This window comes from Geobacter metallireducens GS-15, assembly GCF_000012925.1.
Classification (GTDB): domain Bacteria; phylum Desulfobacterota; class Desulfuromonadia; order Geobacterales; family Geobacteraceae; genus Geobacter; species Geobacter metallireducens.
Window position 1 is genome coordinate 1739382 of the sequence record NC_007517.1, and the last position, 24299, is coordinate 1763680.

The following is a 24299-nucleotide window of genomic DNA, read 5'->3' on the forward strand; positions in this document are numbered from 1 at the left end:
GCCTTGATCGCCAACGGGTATGGCTCATTTCTCTTTACTTGGGTGAAAGAAGTTTTTTAAACACATTTGGAAACTGCTCCATAGTGTTAACAAACTGGATCATTTCGCCATATTCTTCCGACAGAGCAGTTTTGTTCATGGGGTCGCATTCAAGCCCCAGGGTCAGCAGGTTTATCTTCTTCTTCTTGCAGTAGGCGATGGCGTCGCGCACCCCGCACCCCCAGTTGGATGCCCCATCGGTAATATGGATGATAAATGGTTTGCGTGCGCCTGGCTTGAGGCTTATTGCCGTGGCGATGATGGCCTCGCCAGAAGCGGTTCTGCCATGGGGAGTAACGGAAAAGAATTGGCCCTGCTTGAAAATTTCCGTGATCCGGCAGGTCTCATTCCGTTCGTTGTAGGCAAAGATCCGGGCATTGGCGTTGTAATCATGGATGGCCGTAAAGAGCGTCTGATAGATGAGTTCTGCCTTTGACCATTTGGTGGGTTCCGACATGGAACCGGTGCAGTCCACAAGGAGAACTATATCGTTGTGCAATTCGTACTTCGTTTTCTTCAGGTTGAAAATAGAGCCGGTTGTGGGCGCCCGGTATAGGCGCGTGCGATCGATCCTCCCCGAATCCAGGCCTCTGCTGAAGGAGATGTTTCGCTGGGCAGCCAACTGGAGCACTGTTTTCAGCTTGTAGAGGAGGGCGTTATCGACATTCTTCTTCGCCGGCATGACGATGTCATTCCCTTCCACGCGAACCACATCGCCAAAATTGGCCACGAGCAGTCGTACCTGCTCGGTGAAATCCACATGCTTCGTCTCAATAGTGCTTTCGATCTCGTCCGCAAAACTCAGGAGGGTAGCCTTGACCGCGTCCATTTCCTGGTCTTCCTGAGCCACGTCTTCCGTGAAATCCGCGGAAAGCAGAAAGGGGTCCTTCCTGTCGGCCGGCCAGAATTTCACCATTTCCAGCAACTCATTGAAAATGGAGGCATAACGGTTCAACCGGTATTCACAGCGTTCAGTCACGCTCGGCAGAGCGGCGCAGTGTGTGATCAAATCTTCCACAATGGAGTTAAGAAGCGCCATGGGTTTGGTATAGGGCTGGCTTGTGGAGGCTCTTCCAGCCATTTCCACGACGGAATGATCCTCGTAAGGTTGTTTGTAGGTTTCTTGTTCCGCATCGGCGGCGATCCGCCACCAGATGTGCAGCAGCTCGCTGAATGAGGGGGGGCTGATGAACTGTTTTGCCGCTTTCGCAATCTCCCATTCCCGGGCCTTTGCCGCATACAGGCCGAGGATGCTCCTGTTGGCAACGAGATCCGCATAAACCTTTTCCGCAATATCCAGAAAGAGGGAAAATTTGTATGCATACATCGGAGGGAGTTCGAGTTTTGTCTGGGCCAGCTTCAGGACATGGCCGGTCCATTCCGTCTTCAGGTAGGCGCTTCTGATGGCGAGCCCTATTGCAATGTCGGCCTGAACTGCGGGGATCGGATAGCGTCCCATGATCGGTGAGGGATCAATTTCGATGCTGTCGGATCGGGTAATCGGCATTCCTTCCCAGACTACGCTGCCGCTGTTTCTGCCGACTTGAGAAACCACCTTTCTGATGCCACGCAGCAATTTCGCCAGTTCCAGTATCTCAACGGGCGATTTGTCCCTGCGCCAGTATTCGGAAAAACCGTTTTCACCGGCTATCAGGAAACGTTCCTGAGCTTTACCGTCCCGAGAGGTTTTTTCGGAATGAATCATCGATATTCTCTGGTGTGCTGTTGCCAGGTGTGGTCGAACAGAACGTATTCATTGCCGACGCTCTCGGTGTACCCCTTGTTGACATGGAGACCGATGAGCACCGACTCAAGCGCCTCCTGGCTGGTCTGGAGACTCACGGCCAGGGCCTGTCGCAAGCTTGCGCCGACTGCCATCATATCGCCGATCATGAGGGCCGTTCTGGTCGATACGTCGATCCTGAGATCGGAATGGCTTCTCAGGAAGTTAAGGGCGGAGATGATGTCGTCTGCCTGCACAGCGGAGATGCCGGTTTTTTTTACCAACACCTCTCTTTCCACGTCGTTTGGCAGATAATCCATCAGCAAAAAGTAAAAGCGATCACGCAGGGCGGCATCGAGCAGTTCAGTCCCGACAAAGTCGTCCCCCTCATTCAAGGTGGCAAAGAACACCACCCCTTTCGCCACGTTTACCTGTCCCAGCTCTTCGAGCCAGACCTCGCGGCTGTCGGACAAGAGGGAGAAAAGCATATTCAAGGCCTTCGGGTGTTCCGGCCGGTTGATCTCTTCCAGGTGAATGACACAGTTGGGGGTCTGGATAGCCTCGGGGAACAGAAACTGTTTATATTTCGTCTCTCCGGCTTCCAGTGCGTATTCACCAAACAGCTGGCCAGGCTCGGAAAGTATGCCGACTTGAAACGTCGATAACGGGTTCTGGTAGATGGCGGCATACTGCCTTACCAGGGAAGACTTTCCACATCCCTGCCTACCGGAGATCAGCACGTTCACCGGTTTTTTTTGCGATAGCTGGTGGATCTTTTCAAAAATATCCGCCACGTCCTTGCTTACATAAAAATAGGGATCTTCCTGGGGTACCGATAAGTTACTCTGTTTACTGGCTGACATACGATGTGTCCTCACGGTGGTCTTCAGGTAAAGGTGACAGGCGGCACCGATGTCGGTACCGCCGTCTTCCCGGTCTGTAATAACGGGGCAGTCAAAGCCTGGTGGGACCAGATTGCCCAGAATTACCCCGCCTGACCAGTATCACACATGTTCTCTGAAGCTGAGCTTGCCGACTTCATGTTTGCCGCAGGTCATCCTGTTTACGTCGGTTACCCACCGTTTCCACACGCCACCCATGGCATTTCTGTTGACGGTGCACTGTCCCCGAAGCGGGTTGGTGGGGTCCGCTATCTGCCATTTGCATGATTGACACGGTTTCTTCGTGCCAGGCTCTTCGTGCATCATGTTGCCATTACTTGTTGCGCTCACTGTTGCCTCCTGTCCCGGGCCACGTGGAGACATCCCGCCGGGAATGCCCCCACGTGGATGTATTTGTTAGAGTTGTGTGTTCAGGTATTCAAGATCATCGGCACCGAAGGCCTGTTCGTTTCTGGCGATGATGGTGTTTTGGCCATAGGTCGGGATATCCACAAAGCGGGCACTGAAGCCTGAAACCCTGACGATGAGATCCTGATGCTTTTCGGGTTCCTTTTGAGCGGCCTTCATCTCTGCAGTGCTCACGCAGTTGAACTGGACATGATCTATGTTGAGTTTCTCCCAGGCATCCATATAGGATTTCCAGATAGTAAAACCATGCACGCTACGCATGATCGGCACGGAAAGCCTCTGGTTGAGCAGATTGGCTTTCTGGTTTTTCTGCACTTTGGAAACGGACTTCAGTACGGCAGTCGGTCCTTTTTTGTCCGTCCCCATGTAGGGAGAAATACCCCCGTCGTCACCGGCATCGCCACCGAAACGGCCATCCGGGGTTGGACCGGTCCGTGACCCGATTTCCATGTAGAGTCCGACCGCCTGACCTACGGGAAGTACTGGTCCACCCGAATAATTGGTGATCTTTGCCATCTCGCCGCCAATGATATCCTCGTAAAATTTCTTGATGATGGTATCGGCATATTCGTCGTCATTGCCCCATTTGGGTGCATTCAGGAAATCCTGGCGCATATCCTCGTAGCCGTGCCAATTTGCGCGGAGAGCAGTGACGAGCTGGGCCATCGTGTACTTCTTCTCGTCATAGATCAGTTTCTTGATGGCAACCAGGGAGTTGGCGGCAACGACTGTCGTGATGGGGTTATGCCAACCGTTCGGCTGCTCGGAAAGTTCCATGCTGTCGATGCCCAGCTCCATGCAGCCATCATCGATGCTGGAGACGAAAGGCATCTGCAGGAATTTCGATTCGTAATAACGCATGATGTCCTTGGCACGGATCACCTTGCTCGTCGCGTAGGCATACTGGCTCCTGAACGCTTCCCACAGCTGTTCAAACGTCTTGAATGTCGTAGGGTCCCCAGTGTGCGGACCCAGCTGCATGCCCGAATAGGACCAGTCAAACCCGTCTGCAAGGACGATTTCCATCATCTTGGCCGGGAAGATCGAGCCGCCACCTTCCGACCTTGTCTTATGGGTCTTACGCCTGCCACATACACCGGGAGACATGCACAACACCAGGCCCCAGTAATGGGCCTCGTCATCGGTCGCCCCATTGTTATTCTTGCTGAACTGGCTGTAATACTTCAGTTGTTCCGTACCAATGACGTCATGCTTGATTGAGGGGTACCCCAGGCCATCCCGGATGCACTCGAAAACAAGGCGTTTGGTTTTCTCGCGGCCGACCGGATGCCACCTGAACACGATGGACGGTTCCGTGGTTCTGATGTTCCTTGCACCTTCGAGAATGGCATCGGTCATGTCACTGCAGGCATCCACATAACCGGGCTTGGTCCCGCCGATGGTCAGAATGAACAGGTCGTTGGAACCGGGGAAGATTTCGCGGTATGCTCTGGACTTCCCTGCGCCATGTTCCGAGATCTTCAGTCGCTCCATTTCAACCATTTCCACCACATCGGTGTGGGTCATGGGCTGGAAGGATTTCTCCTTGACGCTTATGTTGTAATAGGGCTCCAGCATCTCGTCTTCTTTTTGGGCATAACCGCTGGCATAGCGGTCTATGGCATGACAGATCAGGTAGGTATACCATTTGGCCTGGAACGCATCTTTCAAGCCTTTGCACGGCTCTGCCGGCACGCGGTGGCTTATCTCAGCTATCTCCAGCAATTCTTCCTTTCTTGCAGGGTTTGTTTCGAAATTCTCGGCAACAATTTTTGCGAGACGGGCGTGGCGCCTGGCCCAGTTGATCACGGCTTCATCGGCGATGATCATTGCCTTCCAGACATCGATCTTGGCTATCCAATCCAGTCCGGTTGTTGCATCCCATGGAATCTTCTGCATTTCCCTTTTGGCATGCTCGATCTTCTCGTGCGCCATTTCAATCCGTTTCAACAGACCGTCCTGCAGCACCGTTTCGTAAGGGGGGCTGATACTGTTGTAGCCCGTGGCGAACCCCGGAGCCTCCATGGTGCTCACCTGGTACATCTGCAGGAGTTCTTCCTGGGTGAAATACCGCTCGCCCTTGGCCTGCATGCTGTATTTCTTCCAGTATTCGTTGATCTCCGCAGCTTCTTCTTTGGGCTGGGGGGAGTAGTCACTCATGAGGTAGTCCTGAACCGCCATATAGGCGAGTTCAGGATAGAGCGGAAACATCTCGGGGTCTTCGGCGTGGTAGCCGATGATGAATTCGTCCTGCTGCAGGACCAGCGTGCTTTTGTTCAATATGTTCGCGAGTCCCAACGCTCTTCTGATCACTTCCGGCTGCCCTGCGCTCGCCTTGTGCGCTTCGGTGATGAAGCGCATCCGCTCGATGCCGGCCCGAACCTCCGCATCGACAAATTCTCCCGCTGCGGCATGCTTCCAGCGGCACCGTGCCTTGAGTCTCTTTGTCCTCTCCGTGGTGGGACGGGCAAGATTTTCATGAAGTACTTCATCAGCTATTGCATTTTCTTCCTGATTTGCCAGCGGAAAATCGACAACCTTGTCATTGTACTTAATTGATGCAGCAACCGTTGACATGAATAACCCCCTGTTTGATCATTTGTTATGCTGTTTTGAATGCTTTACATGATGGAGAATCGTTCCTGGTCGGCTTGGACAGCCAGTATTTACCCTTTGCGTCCTCCTTTTCGATAACGCAGTCTCCTTTGCCTGCTTCAAAGTCCCCGGCATTTTCAGGAACGGCAAAATAGAATGAGCAATTCTTACAAGTGGTCATTTCGAATCTCCTTTATGTGCATGGTTGACATCCTGCGGATTTGTCGTGATACAGCGCGATTAGCGTTGAGTGACCACCACCCCCCTTCCCTGCGGCGAATAAACCGGGCGTGAAAAATAATCCCGCCTTGGCTTCAGCGATCTCGTGCCGGCAACATTTTCAACTGCTGGTGACGACCCAACCATACCGCCGAGGGTAATCTCTCGAATTCCTTGCTGCCTGAGTGCGTTAACCAGGGGGGTAAGCTGCTGTGCCGGAAGGTCGGGAACCCCCAGGTATTGATAGCTGCGCCCCAGTTGCACATATTTCCCCGTCGCATAGGAGTGATAGGGAAGGATGTCGACTCCGGACAGTTGGTTGGCGAACTGCCCCAGATACTCTGCATAGGCTTCGAAATCTTGACTGGTGTCGTTGATGCCGGGAATGATCGGGAGATGGGTACGTACTGTTGCCCTGGCTTCCAGGAGCCGTTCCAGGTTCGATAAGATTTTGTGCAGGGAACCACCGATAACGTGTTGATGCTTTTGGGGATCAGGGGTTTTGATGTCGACAATAAAAAGATCTACGTACTTCAGAAGGGGTTCAATATTATGCCATTCGGCAAACAGAGATGTCTCTATCGCTACATGAACATTCTCTTTTACTTTCAGTCTATACGTCAGATCACGGGTGAATTCAGGATACATCAGAGGCTCTCCGCCACTGACCGTGACACCACCTCCGCTATGCTGGTAAAAGATTCGATCGGACACAGCCTCCTGGACAATGCTTTCTATCGAAATGAATTTGCCTACTGTTTCACGTGCGCCAAACCGGCAGGCAGATACACACTGGAAACATGATGTGCAATGAGATCTATCGGTCGTTTTCCCAATACAGTCGTCATGCTCAGGATTATCAACACCCGATGGACAAGCTGTCAGACACTGTCCGCAATTACTGCATTTGCTTGCATGATAATAGAACTCTTGCTTAGGATTTATGTTCTCAGGATTATGGCACCATGGGCAATGGAGAGGGCAGCCCTTGACGAAGATGGTAGTTCTGATGCCGGGGCCGTCATGGAGGCAGAATCTTTGAATTTCGGTGATGAGTGGAGTGAGCATGGTGCACCTCCCTGATTGACAAAGGGTATGCTGCTGAACCGAACGTGCTTTCTAGTAGAGCATTAGCAGCAGTTGTGCCAAAACAGTGTTTCATAAGACATTAAACAAGTCTCACATTGTATTTAGTGTATATTTGACAACTAGACATAGCTTCTTTTAAATCGCCATGTTATGATATGATTTAGGTGCTAAAATTTTGTTTGTATTTTGTGTTGGTGGGGGTGGGGGAAGCGATTTGGGGGGAGGGGCGGCACTATGCGAGAATGAAAGTGTGACGGGAAAAAGTTTGATTATTTTCTAAATACTGCTCTCAGGATTCAATATTTCAGAAAATGATGAACATTTTTTTTATACACTTGAATAACTGTGGAGTTGTGGTGGGCGATGGGGCGCTTGCCAGTTTGAGGGGGGTGAAGAGGCTTTGATAATATAACTAGTCAATAATGCAATGCTTTTTATAATTTGCCGTTGCCCGGGGTATAGTAAGTTCGGAGTACTGACTGTATATAATTGCAATTTAAGTAAAAGCGACATATAAAACAATGTTAGATATTGCTGGGTCACTTCTGAGGCATTTATCGAGAAAGGTGGCATAGTGAAAAAGCGTAAGCTCGCGAAGGAAAGCTCTGCAAGTACCGTGGTCAGTGACAATCTACGTTCGCAATTGCGTTTTTCAAGCGAAACCGGCGAGATATGGTTGTCTGAGCACCGTATGCTTCTTGTTCATGCGGATTCTCATGCGAAATTGCGCCGTGAGTTGATCGAAACTCTCGGAGTGGGCCGTGCGCGGGGCGTGATCATGCGCATAGGCTATGCTACCGGCATAAGTGATTATGAACTCACCCATATCAGCCGGGATAGGGTAACTGATAATGAGAATTTCATGGCCGGGCCACTCTTATTCACATTGGAAGGAAATGCCAAGACCACTATCCCCAAATTAGAAATTGATCGGAAAGCAGGTACGTTTTATGTCGAGGCTCTCTTGGAGAATTCCTGGGAGAGTCAGGCATACCTGCGCCATTATGGTGAGTCCACCGAAGGGGTGTGTTGGTATTTACAGGGCTACTCGAGCGGCTATTGCTCAGCTTTTATGGGCAAGCAAATTCTTTGCAGGGAAGTAAACTGTTTCGCTGCTGGCGCGAACCACTGCTACCTTGTCGGTAAACCAGTCGAGGAATGGGATGATTCCAGCGATTTTTCACTAATGATGAATCAGGAATCCATTACCGACCAGCTCATCGGTCTTCAGAATCAGGTTGTGCACTTACGTTCCGCAATGGGTGAAAAAAAATTGCCTTCTGATGTGCTGGGGAATTCGCCTGCTTTTCTCGCCGCTTACGATCTTCTTACGCAAGCAGTTGATAGCCAGATTACGGTACTGTTGCTTGGAGAAACAGGAGTTGGCAAGGAGGTATTTGCGCGCACTCTCCATGAGAAGGGGGCACGTAGCAAGGAATCGTTCATCGCCATCAATTGTGCCGCCATTCCACACGACCTTGTGGAATCCGAACTGTTTGGCGTGGAAAAAGGCGCATTTACGGGCGCACATATATCTCGCCCCGGGCGCTTTGAGCGAGCCGACGGAGGCACGTTATTTCTTGACGAGGTGGGAGATCTCCCCCTTTCGGCGCAGGCAAAACTACTTCGGGTGCTTCAGGAGGGAGAGGTTGAACGTCTCGGCGGGACAAAAACACATAAAGTAAACGTGCGTCTTGTAGCGGCAACAAACATCGACCTGCGAAACCTGGTTGAGGTGGGAAAATTCAGATCCGATCTTTATTACCGGCTCAACGCGCTGCAGATTAACATTCCGTCACTCAGAGAGCGTAAGTTGGACATTTTGCTTCTCGCCAAGCACTTCCTCAAGAAGTACTCCGCGATCAACGGCAAGAGGCTGCGCGGATTTTCCGACAAGGCAAAGCTGGCTTTGCTCGCCTATCAATGGCCCGGCAACATCCGTGAACTGCAGAATGTTGTCGAACGCGCTGTAATGCTTGCGCCGAACGGCACCCACATCCATATAAACCATATGTTTCCTTCGTACAAAAACGATGGACTCCACGAGTTTGCGCTTGATGTCAAAGGGGGCTTGAGCGCCGACCAGGAGGAAAGTGGTGAAAGCTTCTGCGATGCCATCCTGAGCGGCAGGATAACAATGGAACAGGCCAATAACATGCTGGCAAACGCCGCCGTGGAAAAGGCCAAAGGGAACCTTTCCGCTGCGGCGAGAATGCTCGGTCTGACCCGTGCCCAGTTGGCCTATCGACTCGAGCACCAGCATGACAATGCAATCGTCAAATCCATACGAGTCAGAGCGAAATCCCGAGATTCGTCAAACTATCCACTGAAGTGAGTAATTGTTGGTTGCCGCCTGTAGCCTAAATCACTAGGGGGCTTTCTCCTTCAGGTAGGCATCCTTGCAGTGTTCCGAGCAAAAATAGAGCGCGCGGCCGTGTAGCTCGATCCTGCATGGGGCAGTGGTCGCCGAGATCGGCATGCCGCAGACCAGGTCCACGACGGTATAGTCTTTCTGATAGAGGGGATGGGTTTCCAGCCGAAGGTAGGTGTCGACAAATTCAAGGATTTTTTCTTCCACCCACCGGCCAACCGCTTCATCAGAGCCTTCGAGCGGGAGGGTTGTCTCGTCGTTTCGTTTGTACTCCATTAGCGTGGGAAGTATGTCCAGAGTGGAGCGGATCGCCACCTTTTCGCCCGTCTCCTCTGGAAACAGACCGATGTCGAGAGTGACAGTGGCGGGAAAGCGCGGCGTGTGGGCAAACTCGCAGGAGCAGTAAAAGTCGGTGCCGGAATGCCGATCGGAAACGAAGGCGTTTTCGAATTGGTGCGACAACTCCACCATCCTGGGATGGACAACGGATTCCAGGAGGCGATGGGCGGCAGCGGCAAATCGCTCACGTTGACCCAGCATCTCCTTCATCGTGCTGTCGATCTGCTTCTGCCTCTCCGCAAGTTCGTTCAGGTGCCTGTCGAGGCGCTTGCGAATTTTCTCCGACAGTTGTCCGGTCTCTTCCATGATGTCTCTCCCCGGCCCCATGGCCGTCAGGTCGCGTCAGTCGCGAAACGTGGCGTGGCATTCGTTGCACTTCTCCTCGGCCTTCTTGAAGGCAGTCTTGGCGCCAGCAATATCTCCCTTTTTCGCCAAGGCCACCGTTGCCGTTACCTTCGAGCCGAAGTCATCAGCGATTTTTTTGAATGTGTCAATCTTCTTCAGATTCTTGTGGGGCTTCGCTTTCTTCAGATCGGGAATGGTCCCGGCCATTTCCCCCGCCTCCGCCTCGACAGTCGTGGCATCCCCTTTCTCCAGGGCGCCGTTGATCTTAGTCTGGGCCTCGGCATACATGGGCATTATCCGGTGGAGTTTGTCCATCCTGGTGTCACGGTGTTTCTTCCCGTGCATCTCGCCTCCGTGAGCGAGAGCTCCCCCCTGTGTCAGCAGAAGAATGCACGCCGCCAGCATTGTTGCTTTCTTCATCATTCGTGTTCTCTCCTGAATCGTATCAGTGCTCCTGCACTTCCAGCGGAAACTCGCCGGCTCCTTCAGCAGAACGGCCGACCTTGTCGGTTACCTTCCAGCGGACCTTTACCGGCATTCCGGCTTTGAACAGGGAGGGGGCCTTCGGCTTCAAAACCGCCGCCATATCGAAGACCGAGTGATAGACTTCGCCGTCGAATCGCTTGTTGTCTCCCCCGGCTATGTTCAACTCCTTGATCTCCAGCGGCCGGTCGAAGAAGACATTCACCTCTTCTACCTCCTTTGCCCCCTTCTCCTTCATGGCAGTGACGCTCAGAAGGCGAGGGGGAGAGGGGTGGAGGACGGCGCTTTCCTGCGGTTTCAGCGGACCTCCATGGCCGAGGAACATCGCGACGTCTTTGCCGTCCACGGTGCCGCTTTCTTTTCCTTCGATCTGCATCCGCACCTCCCGAACCCCGCTGAACTGGGAAAGGGTGAGGGCGACCGCATCGAGCAGGGCCTTTTCAACCACGGCATCGGCTTTTGCAGCAAGGATTTCCTTGCTGAAGTTCACGGTTACGGCGTCATTTTGCTCGGCAAGGCCGAGGATGCGCGTGCCGGGAGCAAATAGCTGGAGGAATTCACCCTTGTAACTCCCCACATCCATGCCTCCTAGCAGACGCTCGACCGCCACCTTCTTCAAGGAACTTTGATCGAAGGTGAAGAACGGAAACGGGACCACCTTGCCCGGCTCTTTTGCTGAGGGGAAATAGATGACGAAAGCGTAGCAGGTTCCCTTGTCGGTGGTCGGAGCGGGGCCGAAATACTTCTCATATGCCCCAGTGGCCGAAACGCGGACCTGTTTCCCTGGGACGTTTTTCTGCTCTTTGGAGCAGCCAGCCAAGGCAATCAGAACAAGGATTGCCACCAACGCTATGCGAACCTTTCCCATAAGGCACTCCCGGTGGAAAAAGGGGCAACCGGATAACCGGTCACCCCTGGTGCCGACTTGACGCCGATCTTTCTTACTTCACCACGTACCAGAACTTGGCACTTCTCACCTTGCCGTCGGCCAGCTTGAACTTGGCCATGACGCCGTACTTCCCCTTTTTGGAGAGGTCGAAATCGGCGCCGAAATGTCCTTGCATCGCCATCAGGTCCTTGACTTGCTCGGACTTGTTGGGGCCTTGGACTTTGACCTTCACCTCTCCTTCGGTAATCGCCTTGCCGCTCTTCGCATCCTTGAACTCAACGGCGATGTGGTGGGTCTCCTTCATCCCCTTCGGCATCTCCATCTTCATTCCCTTCATGTGCTCGGCCATGCTCATCACCTTGAAGGTGACCTTCACCCCGTCCACCACCTCCTGGTGGGCGACGTCACCCCCGTGATCCATCTTCATTGAACCGTGGTCCATCTTCATGGAGCCGTGATCCATCTCCGCGTGGGAAACAAGGGGGGCCGCCAGGGCAAAGGTTGCCACTGCGATGACTACTGGCAATTTCTTCATTGTTCTTCTCCTTTTTATGGTGTGTTGAAATGGGTCAATGACCCTTCCTGAGAGCCGCCCACGGAGCGACTCTACAGCTAATGCTTCATCCCTGAATACTTCAGTTTACCCTTTTTTAGATCATGTTTTTTCATCAACACAAAGATGACCGGCGTCATGATGAGGACATGGATGGCCGAGGAGATCATCCCCCCGATCATGGGGGCCGCGATCGGTTTCATGACGTCGGCGCCGGTACCGCTGGACCACATGATCGGTATCAGGCCGATGAGGGCCACTGCCACGGTCATGAGCTTGGGGCGCAGCCGCAGCACCGCCCCCTCGAAGGTGGCATCATAGATGTCCTGCTCGGTGCATGGCCCGTTGATGAGCTTCTTGTCCAAGGCCTCATGGAGGTAGATGACCATCACCACCCCAGTCTCCACGGCGATGCCGTAGAGGGCGATGAAGCCGACCCAGACTGCCACCGACATGTTGTAGCCGAGGGCCTTCACCAGGTAGACCCCCCCCACCAGGGCGAAGGGGACCGAGAGCATGACCATGCTCGCCTCCAGGGCCGAGTGGAAGGTGAAGTAGAGGAGAATGAAGATGATGAGCATCCCCGCCGGCACCAGGATCTGGAGGCGCTGCTTGGCCCGGACCTGGTTCTCCCACTGTCCCGACCATGCCACGTAGTAACCCGCCGGGAGCTTCAGGTTCTTTTCGAGGACGGTCTTTGCCTCACCCACAAAGCCCCCCATGTCGCGGCCACGCACGTTGAGGAAGACGATGGAGCGCAGCAGCCCTCCCTCGCTGTTGATCTCCGGCGCACCGGTGGAGACCTTGAGCTTCGTCACGAGCGACAGCGGCACCTGAGCCCCCTCCATGCCGCCCACGAGGATGCGCTGGATGGCCGGGATATTGTCACGATAGTCGCGCATATAGCGGATGCGGATCGGGAAGCGGTTGCGCCCCTCCACCGAGGTGGAGAGCATCTCGCCCCCCAGGGCGGTCTCGATGACATCCTGGATTTCGCCCACGTTCACCCCATAGCGGGCCGCGGCCTCCCGGTCGATGTCGATGTCGATGTAGTTGCCGCCGGTGACCCGCTCGGCCACCACGTCGGCAGCGCCGGGAACGGTCTTCAGAATCCCCTCGGCCTGGACCGCCAGGTCCTTGAGGACGTTCAGGTCGTTGCCGAAGATCTTGACCCCCAGGTCGGTCCTGACCCCGGTGGAGAGCATGTTGATCCGGTTGATGATCGGCTGGGTCCAGCCGTTTCTGACGCCGATCTGCTGGAGCTTGGCATCCAGCTCCGAGACGATGTCGGCCTTGGTGACCCCGGCCCGCCACTTCTCCTTGGGTTTCAGGATGATGATCGACTCGAACATGGAGACCGGCGCCGGGTCGGTGGAGGTTTCGGCGCGCCCCACCTTGCCGAGGACGTGCTCCACCTCGGGGACGCTCTTGATGACTGTGTCCTGCACCTGGATAAGCCGCTTCGCCTCGGTTATGGAGATGTTGGGGAGCGTCACCGGCATGTAGAGGAGCGATCCCTCGTCAAGAGGGGGCATGAACTCGGAGCCGAGGGTCATGAACATCGGGATGGCGATGGCCAGGGCCACGAGGTTAAGGGCGATGGTGGTCTTTTTCCACTTCAGTACCCAGCGGATCACCGGCGAGTAGAGCCGGATGAAGAACATGGAAACCGGGTTGGAGCTCTCAGGCGGCATCTTCCCCCGCATGAAGAAGAACATGAGGACCGGCACGAGCGTGATGGCGATGAAGGCCGATCCCACCATGGAGAAAGTCTTGGTGAAGGCGAGGGGGTGGAACATCTTCCCTTCCTGCCCCTCCAGGAGGAAGACCGGCACGAAGGAGAGGACGATGATGGCCAGGGAGAAAAAGATCGCTCGTCCCACCTGCTTGGCGCTTGTGATGATCACCTCCAGCCGCTTCTCTTTGCGCTCCTCGGGGGGGAGCTCGGAGAGGTGCCGGTAGCAGTTTTCCACCATGATGACCCCGGCGTCCACCAGCACGCCGATGGCAATGGCGATCCCCCCCAGGGACATGATGTTGGAGGTGACCCCCATGAGCTTCATGGTGATGAACGAGATCAGCACCGCAATTGGGAGGGTCAGCACGATCACCAGGGAGCTCTGGAAGTGGAGGAGGAAGGCGAGGATCACCAGGGATACCACCACCGATTCTTCCAGCAGCGAGTGTTTCAGGGTGTCAATGGCCCGCATGATCAAATCGGAGCGGTCGTAGGAGACCATAATCTTTACGCCGGGGGGAAGCCCTTGCTCCAGAGACTTGATCTTCTCCTTCACCCGGTCGATGACGTCCTTGGCGTTCTCGCCGTAGCGCATGACCACGATGCCGCCCACCGCCTCCCCTTCGCCGTTCATGTCGAGGAGCCCCCGACGGATGGCGCCCCCCAGTTGCACGGTGCCGAGGTTCTTGACGTAGACCGGCGTGCCGCGCATGTCGGCGCCGACCACGATGTCCTCCAGGTCCTTGGGAGACTTGATGTACCCCTTGCCGCGGATCAGGTACTCGGCGTCGGCCTGTTCCATGAGCCTGCCGCCCACGTCGTTGTTGGAGCGCTTCACCGCCTCCATAACCTGATCAACCTTGACGTTGTAAGCGAAGAGCCGGTTGGGATCCAGGTCGATTTGGTATTCGCGGACGTATCCGCCGATGGAGGCCACCTCGGCCACGCCGGGGACGGTGTTCAGCTGGTAGCGGACAAACCAGTCCTGGAGCGTCCGGAGTTGTTCCAGGTCATATCCTTTTCCTTCCAGGGTGTACCAGAAGACATGGCCGACGCCGGTGCCGTCGGGGCCAAGCGTCGGGCGGACGTTGGGCGGCAGGAGCGATGCAGCGTAGTTGAGGCGCTCCAGCACCCGAGTTCTGGCCCAGTAGATGTCGGCCTTGTCCTCGAAGATGACATAGATCATGGAGAAGCCGAAGGCGCTCGACGCCCGGACGGCGCGCACCTGGGGCAGCCCCTGGAGGTTTACGGCCAGGGGATAGGTCACCTGGTCCTCCACCACCTGCGGCGAGCGTCCCGGATATTCGGTGAAGACGATCACCTGGTTGTCGGAGAGGTCGGGAATGGCGTCAACCGGCGTCCTGTAGACCGCCCATACCCCCGCAGCCACAATCAGGGCGAAGATCATGATGATAATGATGCGATTTCTCGCGGAGTAGTCGATGATTTTCTCAATCACAGTGAACCTCCGGGACCGGCGTCCGGTCCCTGATCAAATTACATTTTCATATCACCCATATCCATGCCGCCCCCCTTCTTCTGGGGAGGAGCGGACGGCGTGTGCCCTTCATGACCGGCCGGGGGAGCCGGAGCGCCTTTCTCCTCCATCTTCATCCCCGGCATGCCGGCATGGCCGCCGCCAGTCCCTTTCAGCTGCGCTTCGGAGTCGATCAGGTACCCGCCCGATGCCGCAACCTTTTCGCCTGCCTTCACCCCGGAGAGCACCTGGAGCATGTCCCCCACCCGGGCGCCCACCTTCACGTCCCGGGGCTCGAACATTCCCGGCTTCATCTCAACCCATGCTACCTGCCGCTTACCGGTGTCCATCACTGCGGCCACCGGCACGGTCACGGCGGTGCCGAGCGGCACCTTGACCGACGCGTTCACGAACATGTCCGGCTTGAGCTTCAGGCCTGGATTGGGAAGTTGGACCCGCACCTTGACCGTCCGGGTCTTGGGGTCGAGGAAGGGGTAGACGAACGACACCCGACCCGAGAAGGTCTTACCGGGATAAGACTGGGAAACGATGTCGACCCGCTGGCCGAGCTTTATGAAGGAGAATTCGTTTTCGTAGACCTCCACGTCCACCCAGACGGTGGAGAGGTCGGCGATGTTGAAGAGGGGATCCCCCGTGTTCACGTACTGCCCCTCAATGGCGATCTTCTCGATCACCACCCCCGAGAGGGGGGTGTAAATAGGAAGACGGATATTGGGACGACCGGCCTTCTGAAGCCCTGCGATCTGGTGCTCCTTTACCCCCATGAGGAGGAGCCGCTGCCGGGCCGAGGCCACGAGCCCCTCTCCCCCCTGGGAGATGGAGGCAATGGGGGAGTCCTTGAACCGGTCGCGGCTCTTCAGTGCCAGGAGGTATTCCTGCTGAGCGGAGACGAGATCGGGCGAATAGACCTCGGCCACCGGTTTTCCCTTGGACACATAGGCGCCAACGGTGTTGACGTAGAGCCTGTCAATGCGGCCCGCCACCCACGCGGTGACCTTCGCCTGCCGGGACTGGTCGTACTGCACGATGCCGACAGCATTCACCTCCTTGGTGAGGGGCATCGTCTTTGCCTCAACGGTGGCAACATTGGCCATCACCTGCTGGGAAGGCGAGAGGGAAACATGCTCGAGCATGGCCATTTCCTTGGCATCTGCCTGGGCGCCTTCCACTTTTTTGATGAGCTCCATCCCGCAAATGGGGCAGGTACCGGGCTTGTCCTTGATGATGAAGGGATGCATGGCGCAGGTGTAGAGCACCTTCCCCTGGGCGGCCTTTTCCCCCTGTTTTGCTCCTGTTGCGGTCTCCGCCTTCTGGTTGTGCCACAGGTAGTACCCCCCGCCGCCTGCCGCGGCCAGGAGAACCACTGCCACCGGAACTGCTACCTTTGCACTCAATTTCATGATCGTACCTCGCGGTTTATGGAGAATAGTTCAATGCATAGCATCTACAGGGCGCGCACGCCGGGAAAGCCCACTACTCCTGCAATTCCTTGCCGACCAGGGCCTCAAGCTGGGCGAGGCGCATCTGGTACTCGGCCAGGGATTCGTAATAGTCCCGTTCGTAGTTGAAGAGGGTCAGCCGGTTGTCGAGGAGCGTAAGGAAGTCGACCTTGTTTACCCGGTAGCCGATGGTGGCGGATTCCAGCGACTGCTCCGCCTGGGGGATGATGCCGGTGCGGTAGAGCTTGGCGAGCTTCTCACGCCGCTCCAGCTGGGCCAGGCTGTCGGCGATGCCGAGATTGATGCTGTTGTTCAAGGTATTCAATTCTGCCGTCGCCATGGCGATCTCGGCCGACGACTCCCGGACCATGGCATGGCGCCGTTCCCGCTGGATCGGGAGATTGAAGGTGAGGCCAGCGCTGTACATGTCGTACCCAGCCTCCATGTCATTGATGGGATCCCGCTGCATATATTCGAAGGAGAGATTAACGTCAGGAAAATACTCTTTTTCCGCCAGACGGTGTCCGGCTTCACCCTTCTCGATCTCGGCGCGCAGACTCTTGACCAGCGGCCGGTTCTCCTGCGCCATGGAGCGGAGTTGGTCGGGGGACCAGGTAAAGGGCTTCAGTTCGAAGTCGGCAACTTTTCCCACCGGCGTTTCGGCGGGGCGGTAGAGCAGGGTGTTCAGGGTGGCCTGGAGGCTCTTTCGCTGCTGTTCCAGGGATATCTTCATGTCGACCATCTTCGAACGTTCAACCTGGGCCTTGAAGACGTCCTGCTGGGCCCCCTGGCCCACGGAGTATTTCGTTTCGGCAAGGGCGATGAAGTCATCCATGATCCGGATATTCTTCTCGACGATCTGCAACTCCTTGTCGGTCAGAAAGATTTGGTACCAGGTCTCCTTCACCATCCGGGCCAGTTCCAACTTCCGCTCCGCCACCTGCCACTTGAGCGCCTCGGCCTCCCTCGACGCCACCTCGGCCTTCAGGTCCCGCTTCCCCCAGAAGGGGAGTTGCTGCGAGATGCCGATCACCCGCTGGCTCATGGGATCACGCCGGGAATTGAAGGGATCGCGGATCAGGAAGCTCTGCATCTTGAGCATGAGCATCGGATCGTCAAGGGCACCCGCTTGGGCCACGCGGTTGCGGAACATCTCCCAACGGGCCTCGGACGCCTTCACCTCGGGATTGTTGGCGAGGGCAGCATCGACAAGCTGAGGGAGATTTTCGGATGGTTTTGTTTCCTCGGCCGGTGCCTGGTACGGAAGCGCCAGCACCGCGAGAAGCATGAACCCGATTGCGAGACGTGATTTCATGGGGTCTCCTGGAGGTTGTAGATAGTTATGACTATCCATTTGCCGTGCCAAAAGCAAATTGGCTGATTTTACGGCTTATATTCAACTTGTGCCGCTTGTTCGATGGCGAGCATGCAGAATATTCGACAGCAGCATCAGAATATTCTCTACTGTCGTGGCTAGTTCACTCTAGTTTTTATCGGCGAGTTTTTAATTAATTTTAGTTGTTTTGTAAAAAAATTTTTCCATTTGGCAAAGTAGAGACAAGAGCGCGGTGCAATCACTTGCTGCCAATCTGGATGATTTGCATCTGCATATCCATCCCTGCCTTCATGGCGGTGATGTTGGCCTCGTAGGCCCGGGTTAGGGCGGGACGGATCCGCCGATACGGCTCTAACCTGTTAAATAATGCCACTTCATTTCTTGTTGTCAATGTGTCTGGCAGATGTAAGTGCCTAACATTACGCCTGTTATTGCATGAGGAACCAAAGGAGCGGAAACAGCTGGTCCGGTTCGTAGGGTTTGTGAACTATACCCGACGCACCTGCCATTGCTGCTTTTTTCCCGAAATCTTCGGGCGGGTCGGCGACACCGAGAATAACTAAAAGGCTGGGCTGATTCTCGAGCGCTGCACGGGTCAGTTCGATCCCGTCCATATCGGGAAGCAGGGCATCGGCAACTAGGACTTTCCATGGTTCATCTTTAAGCACCAAGAGCGCCTCTTCGCCGTTTTCCACGCGGGTAACCCTCAAACCGTTACGAATTAGCAACGACTCAATGGTGGCGCACTGCTTCCCTGCGGTCACGAAAAGAAAGTCGCCGCTCTCTGGCCAGGTCTCTTTCGAATTCATTTCTTCTCTGTTGTGGGCCAAATTCAGCATCAGATCACCCTCCCGTCCCGAATGTGAATTGTCCGGTCGGTGTACTGGCAGTTTTCCGGGTTGTGGGTCACCATCACCACGGTCTGACCCTCGTCGTTCAGTTCCCGAAAAAGGGCCATGACCGCCTCGCTGTTGGCGGTATCGAGGTTGCCGGTGGGCTCGTCGGCAAAGAGGATGTGGGGGCGGTTGACGATGGCGCGGGCGATGGCCACCCGCTCCTGTTCGCCACCGGAGAGCTGGTTCGGCAGCCGGTCCGCTTTGCCGCCGAGCCCGACCCGTTCCAGGGCCTGGAGGGCCGCTTGCCGTTTCTCGTCGCCCTTCAGGGACGCGATGGTCAGGGGGAGCATGACGTTCTCCTGGGCCGTGAGATAGGGGATCAGGTGGAACGACTGGAAGACGAAGCCGAAGTTCCCGGCCCGAAAATCGGCCAGCCGCTCCTCTCCCAAGGCGTAGAGGTCGGTTCCGTTGACCGTCACCTTGCCGCTGGTCGGGTGGTTCATGCCGCCGAGGATGGAAAGAAGGGTGCTTTTCCCTGACCCCGACTGTCCCATAATGGTGATGAACTCGCCGGTCTCGATGCCGATGTCGACCCCCCGCAGCGCCTCCACCGTCTCATCACCGCAGGAGTAGTGCTTGGTTAGATTACTGATCTCGATGAGTGCCATGGTTAAATACTCCGTTATTCTCGTTTGTCCGGTCCCTAGTCCCCGGTCCCCGCTGTTACAGTGCCCGCAGGGCTTCCGTGGGGTCCATACGGCTGGCGTGGAGTGCCGGATAGAGGCTCGCTAGGAGCCCCACCGTCACGGCGAGGCCGATGGAGCCCGACGCCACCAGTCCGTCCCAGACAAGGGCCGCTTTGGCAGACTCGGCCATGAAGGGGAGGGCGAGCCGGGCCGCCCCCATTCCCGAAAGATAGCCCAACGCGCCGGCCAGCAGGCTCACCAGGGACGCCTCCAGGAGGATGATCCGCATAATGTGGCTCTTTCTGAAACCGATGGCCCGGAAGACGCCGATCTCGGTGGTCCGCTCGTTGACGCTCCCCATCATGGTCACGAAGACGATAAGTGAGCCGATGAAGATCACCACCCCGGCGACCCCGTAGGAGAAGCGCTTGAACTGGTCGAGGGTCTTGAGCCGCGACTCCACCACCTGCTGAATGGCGGTGACCTTCGCCTCCGGAAGCTTCTCGGCGATCTGGACGACCATGTCGCCGATGGGGCAACCGGCGCAGAGCGCCGCCACTTCCACAAGCGTGATCTTGTCCTCCTTGCCGAGGATCTTCTGGGCCTTTTTCAGGGGCGCGAAGACCAGCGAGTCGTCCTGGGAGCCGGTCTGTTCCAGGATTCCCGCCACCTTCAGGGCCTCGCCCCCGATGGTCACCGAGTCGCCGGGGGAGAGGTGGAGCGTGTCGGCGGTGGTGCTGCCGAGGAGGATTTCGTTCTCAGTCTTCGGCTCGTCGCCGAAGATCCGCCACCACTGCTTCATCTTGAGCTCTTCCGCGAAGTTAACCCCCACGAGGAGAACGTTTTTCTCCTTCAGAGTCGCCGCACCAAGCACCTTGGGAGAGACCGCGAGGATGTTTTTGTTGTTTTTGATCTCTCGGATTCTCGCCAGGTCCCCCTCATGGATCTCCTGCTGGTCGAAGCTTACCCGGCCGAGGCTGATGCCGCCGTAACTCATGGCCAAGTCCTCGCTTCGGGGCATGATGAGGATGTTGGCGCCGAACTCGTCCATCTTGCGGCCGATGTCGTTGGACATGGATTCGGTGAGGGTCACGAGCGTGACGATGGTGGCGATGCCGACCATGAGGCCGATGGTGAGAAACGCCATCTTCGCTTTGCGCCGCCGCAGGTTATTGAGTGATATGGAGTGGAGTTTCATGGTATCGATGCCTCGCCGGTCCGATTAGAAATAGCGCGCTCCCTGCTGGAGATCGGAAGCCTTTACGATGATGTTCCTGCCGTCGCTGGTGGCGGGGAGGTACGAGGGATTGCAGCCGCCGACGGAGTGGGGGCCGATCCGGTTGATTTGGAACTTCTTGCCGCAGTTCTTGCACAGCATGGTGTCGCCATCTTGGACATACCCCTTCTTCTCCCGGAAGCAGACGTCGCAGGAATCAAAGGCGGTGTGAAACTGGCCGTCGCTTCCCTTCACCACGAGAAACCTGATCTCCTTGCCGCCCTCGGTGTAGCGGTAGAAGTGGGCGCTGCCGTCGGAAACTTTGGTCAATGGAATTGCTACCGTGCCGTTGACCGCCTTTACCTTCTCGACGCCGGACAAGCCGGGGAAATTGAGGGCAAACACCGTAGCTACCCCGGCCAGTAGTGCCCCTGCCACCAGAATTCCCCATTTGAAACCCTTCTTCGCTGCTTTCACGTTTACCTCCTCGCCCTCGGGCTTATTGATGGTTTCGACCTGTCTATTTTCTTTTTCTCTCATTTTCTTCCCCATGGTCAGTTCCTTTCCGGCTTCTTGGACTTGTCACAGCAGCCACAGCCGCCACTGCGGGCCTGGGTGGGGCCGCTCATTCTGGTTTTCTCCCGGTAGCTATCGGCGCTCATGGTTTCCTGAACGGTGCTCTGGTACCCTGCATCGCTTACCGTTGCCGCCAGCTTCTGGGGGGTGGCCGTGTTGTCATGCCAGACCGATACCAGGCCAGCCTCAATGTTGACATCCACGGAAGCAACCCCCGGCACCGTTTCCAGAGATTTGGTTATCTTCGACACACAGCCGCCGCAGGAGATCCCAGTGGATTTCAGCTCCGTCACCGCCTCCGGTGAGCCTGATGAAAGCGCCGCTCCCGCACCAAGGACAACTCCCAGCGCCGCCACCATCACCAGCCGAAAAATTTTAGATATCTGTCCTCGTCTCATATGTATCTCCTTTCCCGAATACATCCTATATTGCATTACCGCAGCCGCCGGAGTCGCAACCGCCAGTGCCGCACCCACCGGACCGGACCACCTTCGCACCGAAATCCCGACCCGTAACCCGCCGGAAATCGGCGAGCGACATCTGCTCCATGAGCCAGCTCTGAAATCCGGCCTTGCGGACCGCTCCGGCAAATGTCTCCGGATTGGCCGAATTGGTGTCGTACCCCACCAGAACCCACCCGCCCTTGACATCCACCTCGACCCCCGCCACCCCTTTCATCGGCTTGAGGGCCTTTTCTATCTTGCCGGCACAGCTGCCGCAGGTCATCCCGACGGTCTTGAGGGCCGCCACTGCGTTGGGGATAGGCGCAAGCCTGACGTTGAAGGCGAGATACACGAGAAGCCCCACGGCGCATGCCACCAGGATTCCGGTTCCTACTGTTCTTTTTCGCATGGTCAATTTCCTCTGACTCTCATCTCTTTCGCCGTCTGCCTTCGTCTGTACAGTCGAATACAAAAGCTGGGCCAATTGTAAAACTACCTGAAATTACATAAAAAATGCCTAAATGTTATCGTTGCGGTAATTAAATGTGAGGAATAATCAACAGCACACTGTCTGATATTAGTCATGAATTGAGAGCGTAAATCAATCTTTGCAATAGTAAGCATACGAAGGCAACGGCTTGCTATAAAACTGTAGGTAAACTTTCCTGCAGAAGTCGATATAAGTTGTTGCAGAAAATTCAACAACCGTTGTGGGATATTCCCTAATAAGTTGATTGCATAGATAATGTTATTTAAAAAAACCTTGCGATCTCGAAGTGTTAAGCAATGGCCCACCATTTGCTAGGTACGGTACAATATTTCACGTCTTGGAGGTTTTCTGGTGCTTCTCCTGGCGGTGGAATTATATTGGGCGCACTCTTTGACTCCTCCTTCGGAGTGCGCCGTTTTTTATGCATCCATCAGGCAACGAAATGATTTTACATAGAGGCTCAGCGCCAATACACCACGCCCTGAAACAAAGGAGATTAATATGGGAAAAGTTGTTCTGATGCTCGCGATTACGGGAACTGTCGCGCTTCTGTCCGGATGCGCCGTTATTGATTTTCTCGACGGCAAGCATTTCGACAACACAACCGACTACGAAAGGCCCCAATACAACTCGGGAAGCTATGATAGCGGTCATGGCGGGGGACACTCACACTGAATGAGAAAGGAGAATGCGGAAATGAACGTTCGAGCTGAAGAGGTATCGTCAGGAATGCTGAGCAAGATGTTCTTTTTCAAGTTTACGGTTCTGACATCGCTGGTTCTTGGGTTGACGCTGGCTCATCCGACAGCCACGATTGCCCACAAGGGGGCACAGAAACTCTGCTCGATCTTGATGCAGAATAATAGTGACTGCCAAAAGGCTTGCTGACAGCGCGAAAATTAAAGAGACGAGGATACTCTATGAAAGCACTTCTCTTTTCGGCACTCATCATCGGCGCGTTTCTGACATCGGGATGCATGATGCTCATGCCGGGAGACCACATGGGACACCATGGTGCACAGGACGAAGCGGCGGAGCGGCAGACCGGCAGCGGTGGTCACTCCCACTGACAACCACAATGACTCAACAAAAGGAGCAGGGGCACATGGCACAAATTTACGAGAATCTTACTGACCTGATCGGCAAAACTCCGTTGCTGAGGCTTCGCAAAGTGGCCGCGGGAATCGAGGCAGACATTGTAGCGAAGCTGGAATCGTTCAACCCCGGCGGCAGCGTCAAGGACCGGATCGGCGTGTCCATGATCCGTGATGCCGAAGGGAGGGGACTCATCAACAAAGATACGGTCATTATCGAGCCGACCAGTGGCAACACCGGCATCGCTCTGGCCTTCGTCTGCGCGGCAAGAGGATACCGCCTGGTCCTCACCATGCCCGATACCATGAGCGTCGAGCGGCGCAATCTCCTGAAGGCCTACGGCGCCGAACTGGTTCTCACCCGGGGGGCGGAAGGGATGAAGGGTGCGATCAATAAAGCCGAGGAACTGGCCGCGGATATCCCCAACTCGTTCATACCCCAGCAGTTCCGGAACCCGGCTAACCCCCACATCCATCGTTTCACCACCGCTGAGGAGATCTGGACGGACACCGACGGCAAAGTCGACGTTTTCGTGGCCGGCGTCGGAACCGGCGGAACCGTGACCGGTGTCGGCGAGGTGCTCAAAAAGAGAAACCCGGGGGTGAAAATCATCGCCGTGGAGCCGTTCGATTCACCGGTCCTTTCCGGCGGCCATCCCGCCCCACACAAAATCCAGGGAATCGGCGCCGGTTTCGTGCCGGAGGTATTGAACCGTGAAGCCATTGACGAAATCTTCACGGTGAGAAACGAGGAGGCGCTGGAAACCGCCCGCCGTCTGGCCCGAGAAGAGGGGCTGCTTGTGGGGATCTCCGCGGGAGCGGCGGCTTTCGCCGCCCTGGAGGTGGCGAGGCGTCCCGAAAACAAGGGGAAGAGAATTGTTGTTGTCCTTCCCGACACCGGAGAGCGGTATCTCAGTACCGTTCTTTTCCAGGATCAGTAGGAGTACCCCCGCGCCCCTGCCGGGGCCTTGGGCGGGGGTGCGGGGAGGGGT

The 24299-nt window shown here is 55.8% G+C and carries 24 protein-coding genes; 5 read left to right on the forward strand and 19 right to left on the reverse strand.

Going from position 1 to position 24299, the window contains the following annotated elements; genetic code table 11:
* Positions 1-34 precede the first annotated feature (34 nt).
* The 6 genes from GMET_RS07735 to GMET_RS07755 all read right to left on the reverse strand — a co-directional run bounded on the left by GMET_RS07735 (position 35) and on the right by GMET_RS07755 (position 6954).
* On the reverse strand, positions 35-1744 hold the full coding sequence (locus GMET_RS07735; protein ID WP_004511530.1) for a vWA domain-containing protein: 1710 nt from the start codon (positions 1742-1744) through the stop codon (positions 35-37).
* Positions 1741-2625: an AAA family ATPase gene (locus GMET_RS07740; RefSeq protein WP_004511529.1), complete on the reverse strand. Its 885-nt coding sequence runs from the start codon at positions 2623-2625 to the stop codon at positions 1741-1743. The genes GMET_RS07735 and GMET_RS07740 overlap by 4 nt, the downstream gene beginning before the upstream one ends.
* Positions 2626-2766: 141 nt before the next feature.
* Positions 2767-2994: a benzylsuccinate synthase subunit beta gene (locus tag GMET_RS18315; protein ID WP_004511528.1), complete on the reverse strand. Its 228-nt coding sequence runs from the start codon at positions 2992-2994 to the stop codon at positions 2767-2769.
* Positions 2995-3060: 66 nt separating this feature from the next.
* Positions 3061-5649: a benzylsuccinate synthase subunit alpha gene (locus GMET_RS07745; RefSeq protein ID WP_004511527.1), complete on the reverse strand. Its 2589-nt coding sequence runs from the start codon at positions 5647-5649 to the stop codon at positions 3061-3063.
* A gap of 25 nt (positions 5650-5674) precedes the next feature.
* Positions 5675-5848 carry a benzylsuccinate synthase gamma subunit family protein gene (locus GMET_RS07750; protein WP_004511526.1) on the reverse strand — a complete coding sequence of 58 codons (174 nt, stop codon included), beginning with the start codon at positions 5846-5848 and terminating at the stop codon, positions 5675-5677.
* Positions 5849-5907: 59 nt separating this feature from the next.
* Positions 5908-6954 (reverse strand): glycyl-radical enzyme activating protein, encoded by a 1047-nt coding sequence (locus tag GMET_RS07755; RefSeq protein ID WP_004511525.1) that lies wholly within the window; start codon positions 6952-6954, stop codon positions 5908-5910.
* Between the two features lie 595 nt (positions 6955-7549).
* Here GMET_RS07755 and GMET_RS07760 point away from each other — a divergent pair.
* Positions 7550-9310, forward strand: coding sequence for a sigma-54-dependent Fis family transcriptional regulator (locus GMET_RS07760; RefSeq protein ID WP_004511524.1), 1761 nt, complete (start codon positions 7550-7552; stop codon positions 9308-9310).
* Positions 9311-9343: 33 nt separating this feature from the next.
* On the opposite strand, the gene GMET_RS07765 is transcribed toward GMET_RS07760, so the two are convergent.
* The 13 genes from GMET_RS07765 to GMET_RS07825 form a co-directional block, all read right to left on the reverse strand.
* Positions 9344-9991: a YHS domain-containing protein gene (locus tag GMET_RS07765; protein WP_004511523.1), complete on the reverse strand. Its 648-nt coding sequence runs from the start codon at positions 9989-9991 to the stop codon at positions 9344-9346.
* 36 nt (positions 9992-10027) lie between these two features.
* Positions 10028-10450, reverse strand: coding sequence for a cytochrome c (locus GMET_RS07770; protein ID WP_238378996.1), 423 nt, complete (start codon positions 10448-10450; stop codon positions 10028-10030).
* 25 nt (positions 10451-10475) lie between these two features.
* Complete coding sequence (locus GMET_RS07775; protein ID WP_004511521.1) at positions 10476-11381, reverse strand: GerMN domain-containing protein; 906 nt, start codon at positions 11379-11381, stop codon at positions 10476-10478.
* 73 nt (positions 11382-11454) lie between these two features.
* The gene (locus tag GMET_RS07780) at positions 11455-11937 is read right to left on the reverse strand and encodes a hypothetical protein (protein WP_004511520.1); all 483 of its coding nucleotides are present in this window, start codon (positions 11935-11937) and stop codon (positions 11455-11457) included.
* A 77-nt stretch (positions 11938-12014) separates the two neighbouring features.
* Complete coding sequence (locus GMET_RS07785) at positions 12015-15152, reverse strand: efflux RND transporter permease subunit (protein ID WP_004511519.1); 3138 nt, start codon at positions 15150-15152, stop codon at positions 12015-12017.
* 38 nt (positions 15153-15190) lie between these two features.
* A complete protein-coding gene (locus GMET_RS07790) occupies positions 15191-16591 on the reverse strand; it encodes an efflux RND transporter periplasmic adaptor subunit (protein ID WP_004511518.1) in 1401 nt (466 codons plus the stop codon).
* Positions 16592-16664: 73 nt separating this feature from the next.
* Complete coding sequence (locus tag GMET_RS07795; RefSeq protein ID WP_004511517.1) at positions 16665-17945, reverse strand: TolC family protein; 1281 nt, start codon at positions 17943-17945, stop codon at positions 16665-16667.
* Between the two features lie 449 nt (positions 17946-18394).
* Positions 18395-18805 (reverse strand): response regulator, encoded by a 411-nt coding sequence (locus GMET_RS07800; protein ID WP_004511516.1) that lies wholly within the window; start codon positions 18803-18805, stop codon positions 18395-18397.
* Positions 18805-19470, reverse strand: coding sequence for an ABC transporter ATP-binding protein (locus tag GMET_RS07805; protein WP_004511515.1), 666 nt, complete (start codon positions 19468-19470; stop codon positions 18805-18807). The genes GMET_RS07800 and GMET_RS07805 overlap by 1 nt, the downstream gene beginning before the upstream one ends.
* 55 nt (positions 19471-19525) lie before the next feature.
* The gene (locus GMET_RS07810; protein WP_004511514.1) at positions 19526-20686 is read right to left on the reverse strand and encodes an ABC transporter permease; all 1161 of its coding nucleotides are present in this window, start codon (positions 20684-20686) and stop codon (positions 19526-19528) included.
* A 24-nt stretch (positions 20687-20710) separates the two neighbouring features.
* A complete protein-coding gene (locus GMET_RS07815) occupies positions 20711-21181 on the reverse strand; it encodes a DUF2318 domain-containing protein (RefSeq protein ID WP_011365844.1) in 471 nt (156 codons plus the stop codon).
* A 77-nt stretch (positions 21182-21258) separates the two neighbouring features.
* On the reverse strand, positions 21259-21678 hold the full coding sequence (locus GMET_RS07820) for a heavy-metal-associated domain-containing protein (RefSeq protein WP_004511512.1): 420 nt from the start codon (positions 21676-21678) through the stop codon (positions 21259-21261).
* 25 nt (positions 21679-21703) lie between these two features.
* On the reverse strand, positions 21704-22132 hold the full coding sequence (locus GMET_RS07825) for a heavy-metal-associated domain-containing protein (RefSeq protein WP_004511511.1): 429 nt from the start codon (positions 22130-22132) through the stop codon (positions 21704-21706).
* 582 nt (positions 22133-22714) lie between these two features.
* Between GMET_RS07825 and GMET_RS18785 the strand changes: the two genes are divergently transcribed.
* From GMET_RS18785 to cysK, 4 genes are read left to right on the forward strand one after another with little or no spacing between them, the layout of a single operon-like run.
* Positions 22715-22888, forward strand: a complete 174-nt coding sequence (locus tag GMET_RS18785; RefSeq protein WP_004511510.1) for a hypothetical protein — start codon at positions 22715-22717, stop codon at positions 22886-22888.
* A gap of 21 nt (positions 22889-22909) precedes the next feature.
* On the forward strand, positions 22910-23101 hold the full coding sequence (locus GMET_RS07830; RefSeq protein WP_004511509.1) for a hypothetical protein: 192 nt from the start codon (positions 22910-22912) through the stop codon (positions 23099-23101).
* A 32-nt stretch (positions 23102-23133) separates the two neighbouring features.
* The gene (locus GMET_RS18790; RefSeq protein ID WP_004511508.1) at positions 23134-23283 is read left to right on the forward strand and encodes a hypothetical protein; all 150 of its coding nucleotides are present in this window, start codon (positions 23134-23136) and stop codon (positions 23281-23283) included.
* A 35-nt stretch (positions 23284-23318) separates the two neighbouring features.
* The gene (gene cysK / locus GMET_RS07835; protein ID WP_004511507.1) at positions 23319-24248 is read left to right on the forward strand and encodes a cysteine synthase A; all 930 of its coding nucleotides are present in this window, start codon (positions 23319-23321) and stop codon (positions 24246-24248) included.
* Positions 24249-24299: the final 51 nt, after the last annotated feature.

Excerpts from the sequence above, each read along its gene's own strand:
- GMET_RS07750 (WP_004511526.1), bottom strand. The coding sequence starts at position 5,848 with ATGACCACTTGTAAGAATTGCTCATTCTATTTTGCCGTTCCTGAAAAT.
- GMET_RS07805 (WP_004511515.1), bottom strand. The coding sequence starts at position 19,470 with ATGGCACTCATCGAGATCAGTAATCTAACCAAGCACTACTCCTGCGGT.
- GMET_RS07755 (WP_004511525.1), bottom strand. The coding sequence starts at position 6,954 with ATGCTCACTCCACTCATCACCGAAATTCAAAGATTCTGCCTCCATGAC.
- GMET_RS07830 (WP_004511509.1), top strand. The coding sequence starts at position 22,910 with ATGAACGTTCGAGCTGAAGAGGTATCGTCAGGAATGCTGAGCAAGATG.
- GMET_RS07800 (WP_004511516.1), bottom strand. The coding sequence starts at position 18,805 with ATGCTGAATTTGGCCCACAACAGAGAAGAAATGAATTCGAAAGAGACC.
- GMET_RS07780 (WP_004511520.1), bottom strand. The coding sequence starts at position 11,937 with ATGAAGAAATTGCCAGTAGTCATCGCAGTGGCAACCTTTGCCCTGGCG.
- GMET_RS07765 (WP_004511523.1), bottom strand. The coding sequence starts at position 9,991 with ATGGAAGAGACCGGACAACTGTCGGAGAAAATTCGCAAGCGCCTCGAC.
- GMET_RS18785 (WP_004511510.1), top strand. The coding sequence starts at position 22,715 with ATGGGAAAAGTTGTTCTGATGCTCGCGATTACGGGAACTGTCGCGCTT.
- GMET_RS07745 (WP_004511527.1), bottom strand. The coding sequence starts at position 5,649 with ATGTCAACGGTTGCTGCATCAATTAAGTACAATGACAAGGTTGTCGAT.
- GMET_RS07735 (WP_004511530.1), bottom strand. The coding sequence starts at position 1,744 with ATGATTCATTCCGAAAAAACCTCTCGGGACGGTAAAGCTCAGGAACGT.
- GMET_RS07795 (WP_004511517.1), bottom strand. The coding sequence starts at position 17,945 with ATGAAATCACGTCTCGCAATCGGGTTCATGCTTCTCGCGGTGCTGGCG.
- GMET_RS07740 (WP_004511529.1), bottom strand. The coding sequence starts at position 2,625 with ATGTCAGCCAGTAAACAGAGTAACTTATCGGTACCCCAGGAAGATCCC.
- GMET_RS07810 (WP_004511514.1), bottom strand. The coding sequence starts at position 20,686 with ATGAAACTCCACTCCATATCACTCAATAACCTGCGGCGGCGCAAAGCG.
- cysK (WP_004511507.1), top strand. The coding sequence starts at position 23,319 with ATGGCACAAATTTACGAGAATCTTACTGACCTGATCGGCAAAACTCCG.
- GMET_RS07790 (WP_004511518.1), bottom strand. The coding sequence starts at position 16,591 with ATGAAATTGAGTGCAAAGGTAGCAGTTCCGGTGGCAGTGGTTCTCCTG.
- GMET_RS18790 (WP_004511508.1), top strand. The coding sequence starts at position 23,134 with ATGAAAGCACTTCTCTTTTCGGCACTCATCATCGGCGCGTTTCTGACA.
- GMET_RS07820 (WP_004511512.1), bottom strand. The coding sequence starts at position 21,678 with ATGAGACGAGGACAGATATCTAAAATTTTTCGGCTGGTGATGGTGGCG.
- GMET_RS07825 (WP_004511511.1), bottom strand. The coding sequence starts at position 22,132 with ATGCGAAAAAGAACAGTAGGAACCGGAATCCTGGTGGCATGCGCCGTG.
- GMET_RS07775 (WP_004511521.1), bottom strand. The coding sequence starts at position 11,381 with ATGGGAAAGGTTCGCATAGCGTTGGTGGCAATCCTTGTTCTGATTGCC.
- GMET_RS07770 (WP_238378996.1), bottom strand. The coding sequence starts at position 10,450 with ATGAAGAAAGCAACAATGCTGGCGGCGTGCATTCTTCTGCTGACACAG.